Annotated in this window: 17 protein-coding genes; 6 read left to right on the forward strand and 11 right to left on the reverse strand. The window is 69.6% G+C overall.

Annotated elements, in window-relative coordinates:
- Positions 1–5: 5 nt before the first annotated feature.
- Genes ruvA through E3U26_RS05520 form a run of 4 tightly spaced genes read left to right on the forward strand, consistent with a single transcriptional unit; the run spans position 6 to position 2,983 of the window.
- Complete coding sequence (gene ruvA, locus E3U26_RS05505; protein WP_499105680.1) at positions 6–677, forward strand: Holliday junction ATP-dependent DNA helicase RuvA; 672 nt, start codon at positions 6–8, stop codon at positions 675–677.
- A gap of 5 nt (positions 678–682) precedes the next feature.
- The gene (gene htpX / locus E3U26_RS05510) at positions 683–1,558 is read left to right on the forward strand and encodes a M48 family metallopeptidase (protein ID WP_499105681.1); all 876 of its coding nucleotides are present in this window, start codon (positions 683–685) and stop codon (positions 1,556–1,558) included.
- Complete coding sequence (gene ruvB / locus E3U26_RS05515; protein ID WP_499105682.1) at positions 1,555–2,580, forward strand: Holliday junction branch migration DNA helicase RuvB; 1,026 nt, start codon at positions 1,555–1,557, stop codon at positions 2,578–2,580. Before htpX ends, ruvB begins: the two co-directional genes overlap by 4 nt.
- Entirely contained in the window at positions 2,573–2,983 is a 411-nt protein-coding gene (locus E3U26_RS05520; RefSeq protein WP_072461621.1) for a PaaI family thioesterase, read from the forward strand. Before ruvB ends, E3U26_RS05520 begins: the two co-directional genes overlap by 8 nt.
- A 486-nt stretch (positions 2,984–3,469) precedes the next feature.
- Here the strand turns inward: E3U26_RS05520 and E3U26_RS05525 are convergent, their stop codons facing one another.
- From E3U26_RS05525 to tolQ, 9 genes are all read right to left on the reverse strand, one after another.
- Entirely contained in the window at positions 3,470–3,787 is a 318-nt protein-coding gene (locus E3U26_RS05525; protein WP_036752255.1) for a chorismate mutase, read from the reverse strand.
- Between the two features lie 337 nt (positions 3,788–4,124).
- Positions 4,125–6,023, reverse strand: coding sequence for an ATP-dependent zinc metalloprotease FtsH (gene ftsH, locus E3U26_RS05530; RefSeq protein ID WP_036752405.1), 1,899 nt, complete (start codon positions 6,021–6,023; stop codon positions 4,125–4,127).
- Between the two features lie 60 nt (positions 6,024–6,083).
- The gene (gene tilS, locus E3U26_RS05535) at positions 6,084–7,313 is read right to left on the reverse strand and encodes a tRNA lysidine(34) synthetase TilS (protein ID WP_214272387.1); all 1,230 of its coding nucleotides are present in this window, start codon (positions 7,311–7,313) and stop codon (positions 6,084–6,086) included.
- Complete coding sequence (locus E3U26_RS05540; protein ID WP_499105683.1) at positions 7,303–8,223, reverse strand: tol-pal system YbgF family protein; 921 nt, start codon at positions 8,221–8,223, stop codon at positions 7,303–7,305. Before E3U26_RS05540 ends, tilS begins: the two co-directional genes overlap by 11 nt.
- Positions 8,223–8,732, reverse strand: a complete 510-nt coding sequence (gene pal, locus E3U26_RS05545; RefSeq protein WP_166435538.1) for a peptidoglycan-associated lipoprotein Pal — start codon at positions 8,730–8,732, stop codon at positions 8,223–8,225. The genes E3U26_RS05540 and pal overlap by 1 nt, the downstream gene beginning before the upstream one ends.
- 22 nt (positions 8,733–8,754) lie before the next feature.
- On the reverse strand, positions 8,755–10,065 hold the full coding sequence (gene tolB, locus E3U26_RS05550) for a Tol-Pal system beta propeller repeat protein TolB (RefSeq protein ID WP_373995203.1): 1,311 nt from the start codon (positions 10,063–10,065) through the stop codon (positions 8,755–8,757).
- An 88-nt stretch (positions 10,066–10,153) separates the two neighbouring features.
- On the reverse strand, positions 10,154–11,725 hold the full coding sequence (tolA, locus tag E3U26_RS05555; RefSeq protein WP_499105684.1) for a cell envelope integrity protein TolA: 1,572 nt from the start codon (positions 11,723–11,725) through the stop codon (positions 10,154–10,156).
- A 3-nt stretch (positions 11,726–11,728) separates the two neighbouring features.
- Positions 11,729–12,193, reverse strand: a complete 465-nt coding sequence (locus E3U26_RS05560; RefSeq protein WP_036752272.1) for an ExbD/TolR family protein — start codon at positions 12,191–12,193, stop codon at positions 11,729–11,731.
- Position 12,194: 1 nt separating this feature from the next.
- The gene (tolQ, locus tag E3U26_RS05565; RefSeq protein WP_036752275.1) at positions 12,195–12,890 is read right to left on the reverse strand and encodes a protein TolQ; all 696 of its coding nucleotides are present in this window, start codon (positions 12,888–12,890) and stop codon (positions 12,195–12,197) included.
- A 509-nt stretch (positions 12,891–13,399) separates the two neighbouring features.
- On the opposite strand from tolQ, the gene E3U26_RS05570 reads away from it, so the two are divergent.
- Together E3U26_RS05570 and glmS are read left to right on the forward strand one after the other, a co-directional pair.
- Entirely contained in the window at positions 13,400–13,837 is a 438-nt protein-coding gene (locus tag E3U26_RS05570) for a YbgC/FadM family acyl-CoA thioesterase (RefSeq protein WP_036752279.1), read from the forward strand.
- Between the two features lie 151 nt (positions 13,838–13,988).
- Positions 13,989–14,474: a methylaspartate mutase subunit S gene (glmS, locus tag E3U26_RS05575; RefSeq protein ID WP_499105685.1), complete on the forward strand. Its 486-nt coding sequence runs from the start codon at positions 13,989–13,991 to the stop codon at positions 14,472–14,474.
- A 24-nt stretch (positions 14,475–14,498) separates the two neighbouring features.
- On the opposite strand, the gene E3U26_RS05580 is transcribed toward glmS, so the two are convergent.
- Positions 14,499–14,885, reverse strand: coding sequence for a LysR substrate-binding domain-containing protein (locus E3U26_RS05580; protein ID WP_499105686.1), 387 nt, complete (start codon positions 14,883–14,885; stop codon positions 14,499–14,501).
- A gap of 281 nt (positions 14,886–15,166) precedes the next feature.
- A complete protein-coding gene (locus E3U26_RS05585; RefSeq protein ID WP_499105687.1) occupies positions 15,167–15,751 on the reverse strand; it encodes a hypothetical protein in 585 nt (194 codons plus the stop codon).
- Between the last annotated feature and the right edge of the window lie 78 nt (positions 15,752–15,829).

The following is a 15,829-nucleotide window of genomic DNA, read 5'->3' on the forward strand; positions in this document are numbered from 1 at the left end:
GGGGAATGATCGGACGCATCGCCGGAGTGATCCTGCACCGGGCGCAGGATCATGTGCTGATCGACGTGCGCGGCGTGGGCTATATCGTCCATGTCAGCGAACGCACCGCCGCCAGCCTGCCCCCCGCCGGGCAGGCAACGGCGCTTTATACCGAATTGCTGGTGCGCGAGGATCTGCTGCAGCTTTTCGGCTTTCCGACGCTTCTCGAAAAGGAATGGCACCGGCTCCTGACCTCGGTGCAGGGGGTGGGGGCCAAGGTGGCGCTGGCGATCCTGGGCACGCTGGGGCCCGACGGGCTGTCGCGGGCGCTGGCGCTTGGCGACTGGTCGGCGCTGCGCAAGGCCCCCGGCGTCGGCCCGAAACTGGCGCAGCGCGTGGTGATGGAGCTGAAGGACAAGGCCCCGGCGGTGATGGCGCTTGGCGGCGCGCTGACCGTCGATCCCGGCCCCCTGCCCGAGGTCGAGCTGGTCGAAACCGCCGCCCCCGCGCCCGCCCCCGCGCATTCGGCGCCCTCCTCGGCGCAGGCGACGGCGGATGCGCTCTCGGCCTTGGGGAATCTGGGCTATGCTCCGTCCGAGGCCGCCTCGGCGGTGGCCGAGGCCGCGGCACGGGAACCCGCCGCGCCGCCCGCGGCGTTGATCCGCGCGGCCCTGCGGCTGCTGGCGCCCAAGGAGTAAGGACGATGACCGGAAACCTGCGCACCTTCATCCTGATGGCCACCCTGACGGCGCTGGTCATGGGCATGGGCTGGCTGATCGGCGGCCAGGGCGGCGCGGTGATCGCGCTGGTGGTCGCCGGGGCGGGCAATGTCTTCGCCTGGTGGAACAGCGACAAGATGGTGCTGCGCCAGCAGGGCGCGCATCCGGTCACGCGCCAGCAGGCGCCGGAACTGGTCGACATGGTGGCGGCGCTGGCGCAGCGGGCCGGCCTGCCCATGCCCAAGGTCTATGTGCTGGAAACCGAGCAGCCCAATGCCTTCGCCACCGGCCGCAACCCGGAAAACGCCGCCGTCGCGGTGACGCAGGGCATCATGCGGGTTCTGAACCGCGAGGAGCTGGCCGGGGTGATCGCGCATGAGCTGGCGCATATCAAGCATCGCGACACGCTGGTCATGACGGTGACGGCCACCATGGCCGGCGCCATCGCCATGCTGGGCAACATGCTGATGTTTTCCAGCATGTTCGGCGGGCGCGACGACAATCGCGGCGGCGGGCTGGCGGCGATCCTGGCGATGATCTTCGCGCCCCTGGCGGCGGCGCTGGTGCAGATGGCGATCTCGCGCACCCGCGAATACGAGGCCGACCGCATCGGCGCCGAGATCTGCGGCCGGCCGATGGCGCTGGCCGGCGCGCTGGCCAAGATCTCGCGCGCCGCAGGCCAGGTGGTGAACATCCCGGCCGAGCGCAACCCGGCCGCGGCCAGCCTGTTCATCGTGAACCCGCTGCATGCGCTGCGCATGGACCGGCTCTTCGCCACCCATCCCCCGACCGAGGAACGCATCGCCCGGCTGCAAGCCATGGCCGCAGGCACGGGCGCCGGCCCCTGGGGCGCAAGATGAGCCAGCCCGACCCGATGCTGCGCCCCGAACCGCTGGAAAGCGACGGCGAGGACCGTGCGCTGCGCCCGCAGCGGCTCGAGGATTTCGTCGGCCAGGCCGAGGCGCGGGCGAATCTGCGCGTCTTCATCGAAAGCGCGCGGATGCGCGGCAAGGCCATGGACCACACGCTGTTCCACGGCCCCCCCGGCCTCGGCAAGACCACCCTGGCGCAGATCATGGCGCGCGAGCTGGGGGTGAACTTCAAGATGACCTCCGGCCCGGTGCTGGCGCGGGCAGGCGACCTGGCCGCGATCCTGACCAACCTGGAAGCCCGCGACGTGCTGTTCATCGACGAGATCCACCGCATGAACCCCGCGGTCGAGGAGATCCTCTATCCGGCGATGGAGGATTTCGAGCTGGACCTGGTGATCGGCGAAGGCCCGGCGGCGCGAACGGTGCGGATCGAGCTGCAACCCTTCACCCTGGTCGGCGCCACCACCCGGCTGGGCCTGCTGACCACGCCCCTGCGCGACCGCTTCGGCATCCCGACCCGGCTGCAGTTCTACACCATCGAGGAACTGGACCTGATCGTGACCCGCAGCGCCCGGCTGATGGGCATCCCCTCGGAACCCGAGGGCACGCGCGAGATCGCCCGCCGCGCCCGCGGCACGCCCCGCATCGCCGGCCGGCTCTTGCGCCGCGTGGTGGACTTCGCGCTGGTCGAGGGCGACGGCAGGCTGACCCGCCAGATCGCCGATTCCGCCCTGACCCGGCTTGGCGTCGATCACCTGGGCCTCGACATGGCCGACCGGCGCTACCTGACGCTGATGGCCGAACATTACGGCGGCGGCCCGGTCGGGGTCGAGACGCTTTCGGCCGCGCTGTCGGAAAGCCGCGATTCCATCGAGGAGGTGATCGAGCCCTACCTGATGCAGCAGGGCCTGGTCGCCCGCACGCCGCGCGGCCGCATGCTGGCGCGGCTGGGCTGGCGCCACCTGGGCCTCGACGCCCCCCGCACGCAGGAGAGCCTGTTCGATGAATGACCTGGAAAGTCGCATCCGCGCCAGTTTCGACCGCCAGAGCATGATGCGCACCCTGGGCGCGCGGCTGGAAAGCGTCGGGCCCGGCCAGGTCGCCATCGCCGCGCCGATCCTGCCCGGCTCGCTGCAGCAGCATGGCGCGGGCCATGCCGGCCTCGCCTTCTCGATCGGCGATTCGGCGGCAGGCTATGCCGCGCTGACGCTGATGCCGGAGGAGGCCGAGGTGATGACGGTCGAGATGAAGATCAACCTGATGTCCCCCGCGACCGGGGACCGGCTGGTGGCCGAGGGAAGGGTGATCCGCCCCGGCCGCCGCATCCTGGTGGTCGCCGCCGATGTCTGGGCTGAAACCGGGGACAGGCGCAAGCATGTCGCCATGCTCCAGGGCACGATGATCCCGGTCTGAGAATGCCCCTTGTCCAGCCTGGGCAATGTCGCAGCCGGGGGCTTTGCGCCCCCGGACCCCCGCAGGATATTTGTCCACGAAAGAACGGGCCAATCGTCCCCCGGCTTCTTTCGTGGACAAATATCCTGGGGGAGCGCGGAACGCGCGGGGGCAAAGCCCCCGGCACGCTTCATCACCGGCACAATGGGCATTCCCCGGACCCTTACGGCCCCGGTGAGTGTTGGCCGACGGCCCCGGCGGCCGTTTGGCGCGAAGTGGCAGAGGTGCTTGCGGCGGTTTTTGGGGGTTGGTCGTGACATCGCAAAGGCCCTGCCGCGCCACGATGGAGTGCAAGGGACAGCGGAATTCTATCGGCGGCTACGCAGATCTCGGGACTGATCCGCCTTCGCAGCACACCGGCTTGGCCCTTGAGTGCCCCCTCCGCTGGCGACCTGCTACCGCCCTGAGGCACCGGAATCATCGGCTAAATCCGGTTCAGGCGGCAGCCTAGTCGCGGCGGGGATCGGAAAGCACCCGGTCCTCCTGGGCGATGAAATGCTCCATCATCACCCGCCACAGCCGTTCCGCCAGGTCGGGATCCAGCCCCTGGCGCAGGGCAAGCCGGCGGGCATTGGCGGCGACCTCCTCGACGCGGCTGTCGATGCGGGCGGGCAGGTTCTCGCGCAGCTTGATCCGCGCCGCCTCGTCGATCAGCGCCGAGCGTTCCGCCAGCAGCGCCACCAGCCGCGCATCCAGCGCATCGATGCGCGCGCGCAGTTCGGGCATGGCAGAGTTTGGCGGCAGTTCGGGTTCGGGGCGGCTCATATCCCGTCCCATGCCCTGCCCCGCCGTCCGGTGCAAGCCCCGGCTGTGTCGAAATTGCCGCAGGCAATAGGCGGATTTCCGCCGAATAGGGAACGCCTTGGTCCGAATCGGCGTTTTGCCGTCAACTGGGGAAAGGAGCCGCCCCGCTTTGGAAAGGATACCGGATGAAACCAGCAAGCCTTGTCATCAACCTGGGTTTCGGCCTGGGCCTCGCGCTGGGCGCGGTCGCGCTTTTGCTGTTCTGACCCGCCGCATCTTTCCCGGCCCTCGCAGGCCTCGCCGATGAAAAAGCCCCCGGAGCCGATCCGGGGGCTTTCCTGTTTCCGACCGGGGCGTCTCAGCCCTGCGGCTGGGGCGCGGCGTCCGGCGCGGGCTTGGCGGCACCCGCCCGCGGAATCGCGCTGACCGAGGGGATCGAGGAGCCGGGCGCATCGTCGTCGCCGCCCAGCGGCTCGCCCCGGATCACCCGGCCGATGTCCTCGCCGGTCAGGGTTTCGTATTCCAGGAGCCCCTTGGCCAGGCGCTCGAACTCTTCCTGCTTCTCGTTCAGGATGCGATAGGCCTCGCGATAGCCTTCCTCGATCAGGTCATGGACCTCTTGCTCGATCAGCTCCTTGGTCGCGGCCGAGACCGAGAAGCCGCCCGTATTGCCGGAATAGCCCTCATGCGCCTCGGCATAGTCGATGTTGCCGACCTTGTCGGACATGCCCCAGCGCATCACCATGGCGCGGGCCAGCGCGCTCGCCTGCTGGATGTCGCCGGCCGGACCGTTCGACACCCCTTCCTCGCCGTATTTGATGATCTCGGCGGCCTTGCCGGCCATGGTCATGGCCAGCTTCTGCTTGGCCTCGTCCTTGTGATAGTTCAGCCGGTCCATTTCCGGCAGGCTGACCACCATGCCGAGCGCGCCGCCGCGCGGGATGATCGTCGCCTTGTAGACCGGGTCGCATTTCGGCAGCGACAGGCCGACGATGGCGTGGCCGGCCTCGTGATAGGCGGTCTTTTCCTTCTGCTCGGGGGTCAGGACCATGCTGCGGCGCTCGACGCCCAGCATGACCTTGTCCTTGGCGTTCTCGAAATCCTCCATGGTCACGAAACGGCGGCCGATGCGCGCGGCCATCAGCGCGGCCTCGTTGACCAGGTTCATCAGGTCGGCGCCGGAAAAGCCCGGCGTGCCGCGGGCGATGATGCGCAGGTCCACGTCGGGGCCGACCGGCACCTTGCGCGAATGCACGCCAAGGATCTTTTCGCGGCCCTTGATGTCGGGGTTCGGCACATAGATCTGGCGGTCGAAGCGGCCGGGGCGCAGAAGCGCCGGGTCCAGCACGTCCTTGCGGTTGGTGGCGGCGATGATGATGACGCCTTCGTTGGCGTCGAAGCCGTCCATCTCGACCAGCAGCTGGTTCAGGGTCTGCTCGCGCTCGTCGTTGCCGCCGCCGATGCCGACGCCGCGGGCGCGGCCGACCGCATCGATCTCGTCGATGAAGACGATGCAGGGGGCGGATTTCTTGGCCTGCTCGAACATGTCGCGGACGCGGCTGGCGCCGACGCCGACGAACATTTCGACGAAATCCGAACCCGAGATGGTGAAGAAGGGCACGCCAGCCTCGCCGGCGATGGCGCGGGCCAGCAGCGTCTTACCCGTGCCGGGCGGGCCGACCAGCAGCGCGCCTTTCGGGATCTTGCCGCCGAGGCGCGAGAATTTCTGCGGGTTGCGCAGGAATTCGACGATCTCTTCCAGCTCTTCCTTGGCCTCGTCGATGCCGGCCACGTCGTCGAAGGTCACGCGGCCGTGCTTTTCGGTCAGGAGCTTGGCGCGCGACTTGCCGAAGCCCATGGCCCCGCCCTTGCCGCCGCCCTGCATGCGGTTCATGAAGAAGATCCAGACGCCGATCAGCAAGATGAAGGGCAGCCAGACGCCCAGGAGCGACATGAAGCCCGATTGCTGCTGGCGCTCGACCTTGACCTCGACGCCCTTGCCGATCAGCCGGTCCGCGATTTCTTCGCCCTGCGGCCGCACGGTGGCATATTGCTTGCCGTCCTTGGCGATGATGCCGACGTTTTCGCCGTCGATGGTGACGGCCGTGATCTCATCCTTTTCCACCCGCTGGATGAAATCGGAATAGCTGATCTGGCGGCTGTTCATCTGGGCCGATCCGTCGCTGAACAGGTTGAACAGGGCCAGGATCATCAGAAACAGCACCACCCAGAAGGCGATATTGCGCGCGTTGCCCAAAGGCATGTCCTCCGCGGGTAAACAGGCTTCCGCCTGAAAATAGGGATTCCGGCGTCAGGTTCAATGCGTATAGAGCAGCGCGCCGAATTCCTCCATCCCGCGCAGCGGCTTTGCGCCGCAATCCGGCACCGGCCGCAGCACGGGCGCCGCGATCAGCCGCCCGCCCGCCCAGATGCCGGGGCTGGAGGCCGCCTCGTCCCGCGTCAGGCCGGCGCCGCGCCAGTCCAGCCCCGGCAGCGGGTCATGGCCAAGCGCGCGCACCTGCTGGCCCGCGCGCAGGCCGTCCACGCGCCAGCGCCGGTCCCAGACCGCATCGGCACCTTCGGCGGCGGGGCTGCGGGCGGCGGCGGCCGGTTCGCGGACCAGCCACAGGAACCCGTCCCGCGGCTCGGCGATCACGCCCTCCAGCGTCAGGCGCGCGCCGGTTTCCAGCGCCGCCAGCGCGTGCAGCACCGCCTCGCGCCGGGGGGGATAGGCGGCACCAGAAACGAAGCGCAGCCCTGCGACAAGAAGCCGCCGCCGGATCTCCAGCGGCGCGGCGCGAAAGGGGTCGAGCGGCAATGCCAGCGAGCCGGCGCGGCTTCGCGCGCCTTGGGCCACCTGCGCGGCGAAGGCGCAAAGCGCATCGCGCGCCATGGCGAGATTCGCCGCCGATTGCGCCAGCTGCCGCATCGGCAGGTCCAGCGCGGCGATGGTCTTGCGCACACGCACCCGCTCGAATCCCTCGTTCTCGTTCGAGGGATCGTCGGCCCAGCCGAGCCCGCGCGCCGCAAGCCATTGCCGCAGTTCGGCGCGGCCGACGTCGAGCAGGGGGCGCAACCAGGTCACGCCGAAAGCCTCGCGCGCGGGGGCCATGGCGGAAAGCCCGTCCACGCCAGCACCCCGGTTCAGGCGCATCAGCACGGTTTCGGCCTGATCGTCCAGCGTATGGCCCAGAAGTACGGCGGACAGGCCGTGCCGCCCGGCCCAATCGGCCAGAAGGCCCAGCCGCGCCTCGCGCGCGGCGGCCATCAGGTTGCCGCCGTCCCGGCGGGTCCAGCGCAGGGTTTCATGGGGAATGCCCAGGGCCGCGGCCGCCCGCCCGGCCTCTTGCGCCTCGGCGGCCGAGCCGGGGCGCAGCCCGTGATCGACGGTCGCCGCCAGCAGGCGCGCGCGGCCCCAGCCATGGGCCAGGTGCAGCAAGGCGGTGGAATCGCCGCCTCCCGACAGGGCAATACCAAGCGCGGGGCGGGTGCCGGCCAGATGGTCCAGCGCGGCATGGACCCGCGCCGCGACCGGCTCAGCCGTCATCCGCCATGTCCGCGGCGGCCTCGGGGTCCAGATCCTCGTCCAGCGGCTCGGCCGGCGCGTCGCAGCCAGTCTCGGCAATGCGCCGCTCGGCCTCGGCCGCCTGCGGGGCGGCGGGGAAGCGGGCGATGATTTCCTGAAGATAGAAGCAGCCTTCCTGCGGGCCGGCCTTGGCGGACATGGCCCGCGACAGGCCCAGAAGCGCATCCGCCGCCTGCGGCCCGTTCGGGTTGGCGGCAAAGCTTTCCAGCCAGGCCACGCCCGCACCTTCCAGGTCGCCGGCGGAATCCAGCGCCGCCCCGCGCAGGAACAGCGCCTCGGCGGTCAGCGGGCCGCCAGCATGGGTTTCGGCAATGGCCGCGAAGAGTTCCGCAGCACGGTGAAAGTCACCTTGACCGAGCACCTCCCGAGCCCGGTCGAAATCGGCCTTTTCCGCCGCGGTCGCGGCAGCCCCGGCCGAAGGGGTCTTGGGTTGCGCCAGCGCGCCCTGCTGGTCCGAGGACGGCAGGGGCGCCGATCCGCCCTGCTCGCCCAGCGTCGGCGTGGTCAGGCTGCCCAGGTCGCAGCCCTCCTCCATCTCGCACAGGCGGAACTCGATGTCGCCGATGCGGGTGGTGCCGTCTCGGACGATGCGGTCGATGCGGTTCTGCAATTGCTCGGTCTGGCCGGTCAGCTGCGCCAGCCGCGCCTCCATCGCGTTCATGCGGTCGATGGCGCTGTCGCCGCCCGCCGCCGCGAAACCGGCAGGCCCCGAGGCGACAAGCTGCGCGCGCAGGCTTTGCAGGTCGGACGAAAGCTGGGACAGCTCGGCCCGGATGTCGGCCAGGGTCCGCGCATCCTGCGCCGCCGCGGGGCAGGCCGCCAGCGCGAAACCGGCGGCCAGCAGCAGCCCCCTGAAACCCCAAGCCGCCATCACATGCCCGCCCCTGGGCTGACCACGGTCACCGCGCGGCGGTTCTTGGTAAAGCATTCCTCGGTCGAGCAGATCGCCAGCGGGCGCTCCTTGCCATAGCTGACGGTGCGCAGCCTTCCCGGCGCGATGCCTTGCGAAATCAGGTATTCCTGCACCGAATTGGCGCGCCGGGCACCCAGGGCGAGGTTGTATTCGCGGGTGCCCTGCTCATCGGCATGGCCCTCGATCACGGCCGAGAAGCCCTGGTTCTGGTTCAGCCAGCCGGCCTGGTTGGCCAGGGTCATCCGCGCCTCGGCGGTCAGGGTGGACTGGTCCAGCGGAAACAGGATGGTATCGCCGACGCTGGCCTTGAAATATTCGGCCGTGCCCGGCAGCGCGGTCGCGCCCACCCCGCCCAGGCCGCCCGCCCCGGCATAGGGATCCTGGACCTGCATGTCCTGTGCCGGCCGGGCGCAGGCCGCCAGCGCGAGAACGGCGCCGATCGCGGCAATTTTCATGAAAGTTTTCATAATCCTGTCCATCTTACGCGCTTCAGGGCAGCAGCGGGCCCCAATCGGGGTCCGAGGCTGCGCCGTTGATCTTGACCGGGCGCATGTTGCGCCCCGTGATGTCCACCGAATGCAGGCGCGGCTGGCCGTCGCCGCCCGGCGTCACCCGCGTGAACATCACGACGCGCCCATTGGGGGCCCAAGTCGGGCCCTCGTCAAGGAACGATTCCGTCAGCATTTTCTCTTCCGAACCATCGGTGCGCATGACGCCGATGTGGAACTTGCCGCCGACCTGCCGGGTAAAGGCGATCATGTCGCCGCGCGGCGACCAGACCGGGGTGCCATAGCGCCCCTCGCCAAAGCTGATCCGCCTGGGCTCGCCGCCGTTCGCGCCCATGACGTAAAGCTGCGGCGTCCCCGAGCGGTCGCTTTCGAAGACGATCTGCTTGCCGTCCGGGCTGTAGCTGGGCGAGGTCTCGATCGAGGGCGCATTGGTCAGCGCCCGCTGCGCCCCGGTCGCGGCATCCATCTGGTAGATGTCGGTATTGCCGCTTTTCTCCAGCGAATAGACGATCCAGCGCCCGTCGGGCGAAAAGCGGGGCGAAAAGCTCATCGTGCCCTGCTGGCCCGCGCCCAGCTGGCGCACGCCCAGCGAGTTCACGTCCATCATCATCGCCTGCGGGAAGCCGGTGGCATAGCTGGTGTAAAGCAGCCGCGAGCCGTCGGGCGAAAAGCGCGGCTTCAGCACCAGCGTGGCATCGTCGGTCAGCCATTTCACGTTGGCGCCGTCGTAATCCATGATGCCGATACGCTTGCGGCGCGCGTCCTTGGGGCCGGTTTCCTGCACGAAGGCGACGCGGCTGTCGAAATAGGGCCCCTCGCCCGTCAGCCGCGAATAGACCTGGTCGGCCGCCTTGTGCGCGGCCCGGCGCCAGTTGCCGGTCGCGGCGTCGAACTGCATGCCGTCGCCCAGCGGCTGACCGGCGAAGACGTCGAACAGGCGGAACTTGACCACGACCTTGCCGCCCTCGACCTTGACCGATCCGGTGATCAGCGCCTGGGCGTTGATCGCCTTCCAGTCCTCGTAGGAGACCGGCGCGTCGAAGCTTTCGGGCCGCGCGATATGGGCGCTGGCCGGGATCTCGCGGAACAGGCCGGTGCCGGTCAGGTCGGCGGCGATCAGGTTCTGCACCTGTGCCAGGTATTCGCCCGCGCCGCCCTCGTCGTGGAAGCGGGCGATGGCGAAGGGCATCGGCTCGATCACGCCGTCGGTGATCTCGATCCGCAAGGGCCCGTCCTGCGCCAGGACCGGCGCGGCAAGCCCAAGACCCGCAAGGGCCATGACGGAGGTCAGCAGGAATTTACGCAACATGTTTCGCCCTCTGGAGGTCTTGGTTGCAGGATAGAGTGTCGCACCGAGAGATGCCATGCGGGATGCCATGTCACTTGACCCGCGCGCCGCCGCTGGCGTTGAAGTCGATGATGACGTCCTTCCAGCGGTTGTATTTTTCCGGCGGCAGCTTGTAGCCGCCCTTTTCGCACATCAGGATCGCCCGGCGCGCGGCCTCGTAGGCCTGTTTCGCCGCCGCATCCGAGCCGCCGTCATGGCCGATCATGCGCAGCGAGCCCTTTTCCACCGTCCCGTCCGGCGCCATCGAGAACTGCACCGAAACCGTGGTCCGGCTGGCCTCGGTCGACAGCGAGCCGCGGTTCCAGCATTGCTCGACCGCCACGCGGAAGCCGTCCTTCTCGCCCTGGCTCAGCGGCGGCCCGTTCGCGGCGGCGCCACCACCGCCCGAACCGCCCGAGCCCTGGTCCTGCATCGCCTCGGCCAGCGCGGCCTGCTTGGCGGCCTCGGCGGCCTTGCGCTCGGCCTCGGCTTGCTCGCGGGCCTTGGCTTCGGCGGCAGCCTTCTCGGCCGCCTTCTTCTCGGCTGCGGCGCGTTCGGCGGCGGCCTGTTCCTCGGCCTCCTTGCGGGCCTTGGCCTCGGCGGCCTTTCTCTCGGCCTCGGCCTTTTCAGCGGCAGCCTTTTCAGCCGCAGCTTTCTCGGCAGCGGCTTTCTCGGCTGCCGCTTTTTCGGCGGCGGCCTTCTCGGCGGCGGTGCGGCGATCGGCCTCGGCCTTGCGCTCGGCGGCGCGTTTTTCGGCGGCACGTTTTTCGGCGGCGGCTTCCTCGGCGGCAGCCTTATCGGCCGCTTCGGCGGCGGCAAGGCGGCGGGCGCGGGCCTCGGCTTCCTCGGCCTTGCGGGCGGCTTCCGCATCGGCCTGGGCCTGGGCCTCGCGGCGCTCTTCCCTGGCGCGTTCCTCGGCGGCGCGGCGGGCGGCGGCCTCCTCGGCCTTGGCGGCGGCAGTGCGTTCGGCAGCCGCCTCGGCTTCCTGCCGGGCCAGCAATTCCTCGCGCTGGCGCGCGGCCTCGGCGGCGGCGCGGCGGGCCTGCACGGCCTCGGCCAGCCCTTCGGGACGGCCGCGAGGGCGCGAGGATTCGACCGGGGCCAGCGCCGAACGCTGCGGGATCGGCGCCGGCGATTGCGGCTGGGCGGGATTGCGCGCCGGATCGGGGCGGTCCGACGCCTGCGGCAGCGCTGCCAGGTCCACGGTGTTCTGCGGCTCGGCGGGGCGCGGCGCATCGGTCGCCACGGCGACAGGCCGGTTCGGGGTCTGGAAATCCGACAGGTCCGGCCGCGCCTCGGGCCGCGAGGGGGGCGTGGACAGCTCTGCCGCCTGCGCATCGGGGGCGGGCGGGCTGACCGCCTCGACCTCGCCCAGCCGGTTCTCGTCGGCGGGCGGACGCGGCTGCGCCGGGGTGGTCGCGGCGGCATCGGATACCGGGCCGCGCCCGGCGGCCGCGGCGGCCAGCGACTGGAACTCGGCCTCGGACATGGTCGCGACCTCGGCCATACGCACGGCCTCCAGCGGCTGCGGCCGGAACAGCGCGCCGCCGACCAGCGCCGCGCCCAACAGCCCGGCATGGGCGACGCCCGAAACCCAGAAGCCGATGCGTTCCGCCCGGTCCATGGCTCAGCCGTCCGATCCCGCGTCCATGCGCGGCCCGCCCGCCTCGGTCACGAGGACGATATTGTTGAAGCCGGCCGCGTTCAGCGCCCCCATGACCTCCATGATCCGGGCATAGGGGATGGCGCCGTCGGCACGCAGGTAGATCTTGTCGCTCTGCCGCTCGGCGGCGACGGCGCGCAGCCGGGTGACAAGCTCGTTTTCGGGGACTTCGGTGGTCATGACCAGGATCGGCCCCTCGGGCGTGACCGAGACGCTCAGCGGCTCCTCGGGCTCGGCGGGCACGGCCTGGGCGGCGGTCTTGGGCAGTTCCAAGGGCACGCCCACGGTCAGAAGCGGCGCCGCCACCATGAAGATGATCAGCAGCACCAGCATCACGTCCACGAAGGGCGTGACGTTGATTTCCGCCATCGGCTGGCTGCGGGCGCGGCCCTTGCCGTTGCGGCCGCGCTTGACGATCCCCGCGCCCATCTTATTCGTCGTCCAGCTGGCGCGAGAGGATGGTCGAGAACTCGTCGGCGAAGGTCTCGTATCCCCCGGTGATGCGGTCGGCATCCGAGCTGAGCTTGTTGTAGAAGATCACCGCCGGAATCGCCGCAAGCAGGCCAAGCGCGGTCGCCACCAGCGCCTCGGCGATGCCCGGCGCCACCACCGCAAGCGAGGTGTTCTGCGAGATCGCGATCTCCTCGAAGGCGGTCTTGATGCCCCAGACCGTGCCGAACAGGCCGATGAAGGGCGCGGTCGAGCCCACCGTGGCCAGGAAGGGCAGGCCGCGGGTCAGGCGGTCGTTCTCGCGGTTGATGGTGACGTTCATGGCGCGGTCGATGCGCGCGGTGACGCCGGCGATCAGGTTGCCGTCGTCGCGATGGCTGCGGCGCCATTCGGCCATGCCTGCGGAAAAGATGCGCTCGGCCGGGCCCGAGGGCGTCTCGCCTATGCGGTCGTAGAGGTCGTCCAGCGGCTGGCCCGACCAGAAGGCGCGGTCGAAGCGGTCCGCCTCGCGCCGGGCGGCGTTGAAGGCGACGAACTTCTGGATGATGATCGCCCAGGCCCAGAACGAGGCCAGGATCAGGATCACCATGACGATCTGCACCGTCAGCGAGGCGCGCGCGAACAGCGCGATAAGCGAGAAATCGACCGGCTGCCCGGCTCCGGCGAGTTGTTCCATGAAATTCGGCCTGTCCTTTGGGCCGCTGGAATGCGGCTTCTGCTGGGCCGGAGTTAGCAGAACCGCCCAGCGGAGCAACCCCGCGGCGCGTCAATTCTGCGTCAATTGCCCGCGAGATCGGGCCTGCCGCCGCACCCCCGCCTGGCGGAGGGGCGCGGGGTCCGCGCCTGGCGGGCGGCAAGGACGGCGATTCGGCCGCGTCGCATCGGAATGCAGGGCAAGGACCGGCGCGCCGCCGTTGCGGGAAGGGGTCGCGGCCCCGAATATCGGCCGCAGGCCAAGGGCGATAACCGGCCTGCATGGGTGAATCTCCCGCCAAGGCCCGGCCGATGACCGGAAACGCGATCCCCTTCATGCGCTCTTGATCGACTGTTCATGGCGGGCGCAGAAGCCGGGCGCGACCCCCATGCGAAAGGGGCGAGGGCTTGATAGGGTTGCGAAGCAATGGAACAGTTCCGGCCGGGGCGTCACGGCCGCGACCAAGGCCGGCAGAAGCGAGGAAGCCTGGGATGCAGCTGAACCCACCCTTTCAAGATGGCCCTGCATTCACGCAGGCTTATCGCGTTTACTATGCGGATACGGATGCCGGCGGCATCGTCTATCATTCCAGATACCTTGAATTTGCCGAGCGAAGCCGCTCCGAATTGCTGAGGCATGTCGGATACCCCCTCGTCAGCCCGGACGGAGAGCAGTTCGTGGCGCGAAATGCCGATATTGCCTGGCAAAGGCCGGCATGCCTCGACGACCTGATCGTTTGCGCGACGTCGGTGATTTCCATCAGGGGCGCAGGCGTGCGCATCCGGCATGTCTTTCGCAGGGAAAGCCAGGTGCTGGCGCGGATCGAGATAGAATTGGTGCATATCAACAAGTCCATGAAACCGGCGAGAATACCGCCCGCCCTGGTCGAGGCGTTCTTGCCCTATCTGGAACCCGGCGACCCGGCCTGACGCCCCCGGTCAAGGTCCGGCCGGCGGCCACCCCCTGCCGGAAACAGATAAGGGGTATTTATCTACTAATCACATCACTTCACAAAACTTGACCGGAGGGGAGCGATTCCCCCTGCCCCTTTTCGCAGGTTCATTGCAAAGGAGAGGAACCATGCTGGAGGCGGTCTCGGAATACCGGGTCATCCTGGGGGTGATCGGCGCCGATTGCCACGCAGTCGGCAACAAGATCATCGCGGCGGTGCTGGGCCGGAACGGCATCGCGGTGGTGAACCTGGGCGTCATGGTCAGCCAGGACGAGTTCATCCAGGCCGCCATCGAGGAAAGGGCCGATGCCATCCTGGTCTCGTCGATCTATGGCCATGGCGAGATCGACTGCCAGGGCCTGCGCGACCGCTGCACGGAGCGCGGGCTGGGCGAGATCCTGCTTTACGTCGGCGGCAACCTGGTGATCGGCAAGCGCGCCTTCGCCGAGGTCGAGCAGCGCTTCCTCGAGATGGGCTATGACCGGGTCTTCCCGCCGACCGTGCGGCTCGAGGACGTGGTGGACCTGCTGAGGACCGACATCCGCATCCGCCGCCCGCTGGCCTATGGCCACAACTCGGCCGCCTTCGGCATCACCGAACGCCTGTCCGCCTGACCAAGCCCATGTCCGAAACTCGGGCTAGGCGCGGCCGGCATCGCTTTTGGCCGCCAACTCCTCCGTTATCGCCGCTGCGACGCAGTCGCACACCCGCCTGACCCGCTGGAGAGCGCCGGACTGGCCATGGGTCAGCAGCCAGAGTTCGGACTCCGGGCGGAACACGCCCGGCAATGCCGGCACCAAACCCGCGCGGCGGGCGGCGAAGTCGGGCAGCACCGCCCAGCCGGCGCCCTTGTGCACCGCCTCGAACTGCGCGGCGAAGGAGGCCAGCCGCAAGCACGGGCGAAGCCCCGGACAACGGCTCTCAAGCCAGTTCGCCATGGCCAGATAGGCCAGATCCTCGGTCCAGCCGATGACCGGGTGCCGGTGCAGATCCTCGGGCCTCTCGGGGGCGCCGTGCCGCCGCACATGGTCCGGCGGGGCATAGAGCCCGAAACGGATCGCGCCCAGCCTGCTCAGGCGATAGTTGCCCTGGCCCTCGATCGCGCATTACACGGCGGATCGCGCGGAATACGAGGCGACGCCGGGCGGCTGTTCGCGGCCCTGCAGGAGGGGCGTCTCCGGGCCGCGGAGCCCCGGCCCTATCGGCTGGCGCAAGCCGCCCTGGCCCAGGCCGAGGTCGAGGCCCGCAGGACCACAGGACCACAGGACCACAGGATCCGTCGTCCTGATCCCGTGACCCAGGGCCGTCACCGCGGCAGACGCGCCGCCAGCCGCAGCGCATGCGAGGGATCGGTCGCCGCGGGCGGCATCACCGGGTCATAGGCGACCCGGATCAGCGCCGCCAGCTCCGGCGAGGGCGTGACGTCGCGGGCAAAGCTCAGCATGGCCCGCACGGCGACGGTTTCGGCAAGCTGGCCCGGATGGGCCCCGGCCAGCCGTCCGCCCATGTTCACGAAACCGATGCAGGCGCGGATGGCGCCGTCGGCGTCAAAGCGGAACAGCCGATACTGGTCGGCATCGCTGCCCTGCAACCGCGCCGCCAGACCGGGCTGGCCGGTCAGCCGGTCGAGATCCGGCAGATCCCGCAATTCCTGCCAGCCGCGCAGGAAAAAGGTCATCATGTTCGCCCCCATCTCGGGGTCGGTCTCGGCGATGGGATGGCGGGCATGGGCCAGGACGGCGCGGGTGGCGTCGCGAAACACCGCCAGGCTTTCATCGGCCAGGCCGAAGATGACCGGCGCCACCGGCCGGCCCCAGCGCGCGCAAAGATAGCGCCCGTCGCGGGTGAACAGGGCGGCTATGGTTTCGGGTGTCAGGGCATTCTGCGTCATGGCGCGACCTTAGCCCGCGCCAGGGGCGGAAGAAAGCACCCCCGGGCAAGGCGGGCGATGCAGGCGGGCGGGCGGGGC

Origin of the sequence: Paracoccus ferrooxidans (assembly GCF_029909815.1) — a bacterium.
In the GTDB taxonomy this organism is placed as follows: Bacteria; Pseudomonadota; Alphaproteobacteria; order Rhodobacterales; family Rhodobacteraceae; genus Paracoccus; species Paracoccus versutus.

Coding starts and splice junctions, on each gene's coding strand:
- glmS (WP_499105685.1), top strand. CDS start 13,989: ATGCTGGAGGCGGTCTCGGAATACCGGGTCATCCTGGGGGTGATCGGC.
- E3U26_RS05585 (WP_499105687.1), bottom strand. CDS start 15,751: ATGACGCAGAATGCCCTGACACCCGAAACCATAGCCGCCCTGTTCACC.
- E3U26_RS05520 (WP_072461621.1), top strand. CDS start 2,573: ATGAATGACCTGGAAAGTCGCATCCGCGCCAGTTTCGACCGCCAGAGC.
- ruvA (WP_499105680.1), top strand. CDS start 6: ATGATCGGACGCATCGCCGGAGTGATCCTGCACCGGGCGCAGGATCAT.
- E3U26_RS05560 (WP_036752272.1), bottom strand. CDS start 12,193: ATGGGCGCGGGGATCGTCAAGCGCGGCCGCAACGGCAAGGGCCGCGCC.
- E3U26_RS05525 (WP_036752255.1), bottom strand. CDS start 3,787: ATGAGCCGCCCCGAACCCGAACTGCCGCCAAACTCTGCCATGCCCGAA.
- E3U26_RS05540 (WP_499105683.1), bottom strand. CDS start 8,223: ATGGCGGCTTGGGGTTTCAGGGGGCTGCTGCTGGCCGCCGGTTTCGCG.
- htpX (WP_499105681.1), top strand. CDS start 683: ATGACCGGAAACCTGCGCACCTTCATCCTGATGGCCACCCTGACGGCG.
- tolA (WP_499105684.1), bottom strand. CDS start 11,725: ATGGACCGGGCGGAACGCATCGGCTTCTGGGTTTCGGGCGTCGCCCAT.
- tilS (WP_214272387.1), bottom strand. CDS start 7,313: ATGACGGCTGAGCCGGTCGCGGCGCGGGTCCATGCCGCGCTGGACCAT.
- pal (WP_166435538.1), bottom strand. CDS start 8,732: ATGAAAACTTTCATGAAAATTGCCGCGATCGGCGCCGTTCTCGCGCTG.
- E3U26_RS05570 (WP_036752279.1), top strand. CDS start 13,400: ATGCAGCTGAACCCACCCTTTCAAGATGGCCCTGCATTCACGCAGGCT.
- tolQ (WP_036752275.1), bottom strand. CDS start 12,890: ATGGAACAACTCGCCGGAGCCGGGCAGCCGGTCGATTTCTCGCTTATC.
- ruvB (WP_499105682.1), top strand. CDS start 1,555: ATGAGCCAGCCCGACCCGATGCTGCGCCCCGAACCGCTGGAAAGCGAC.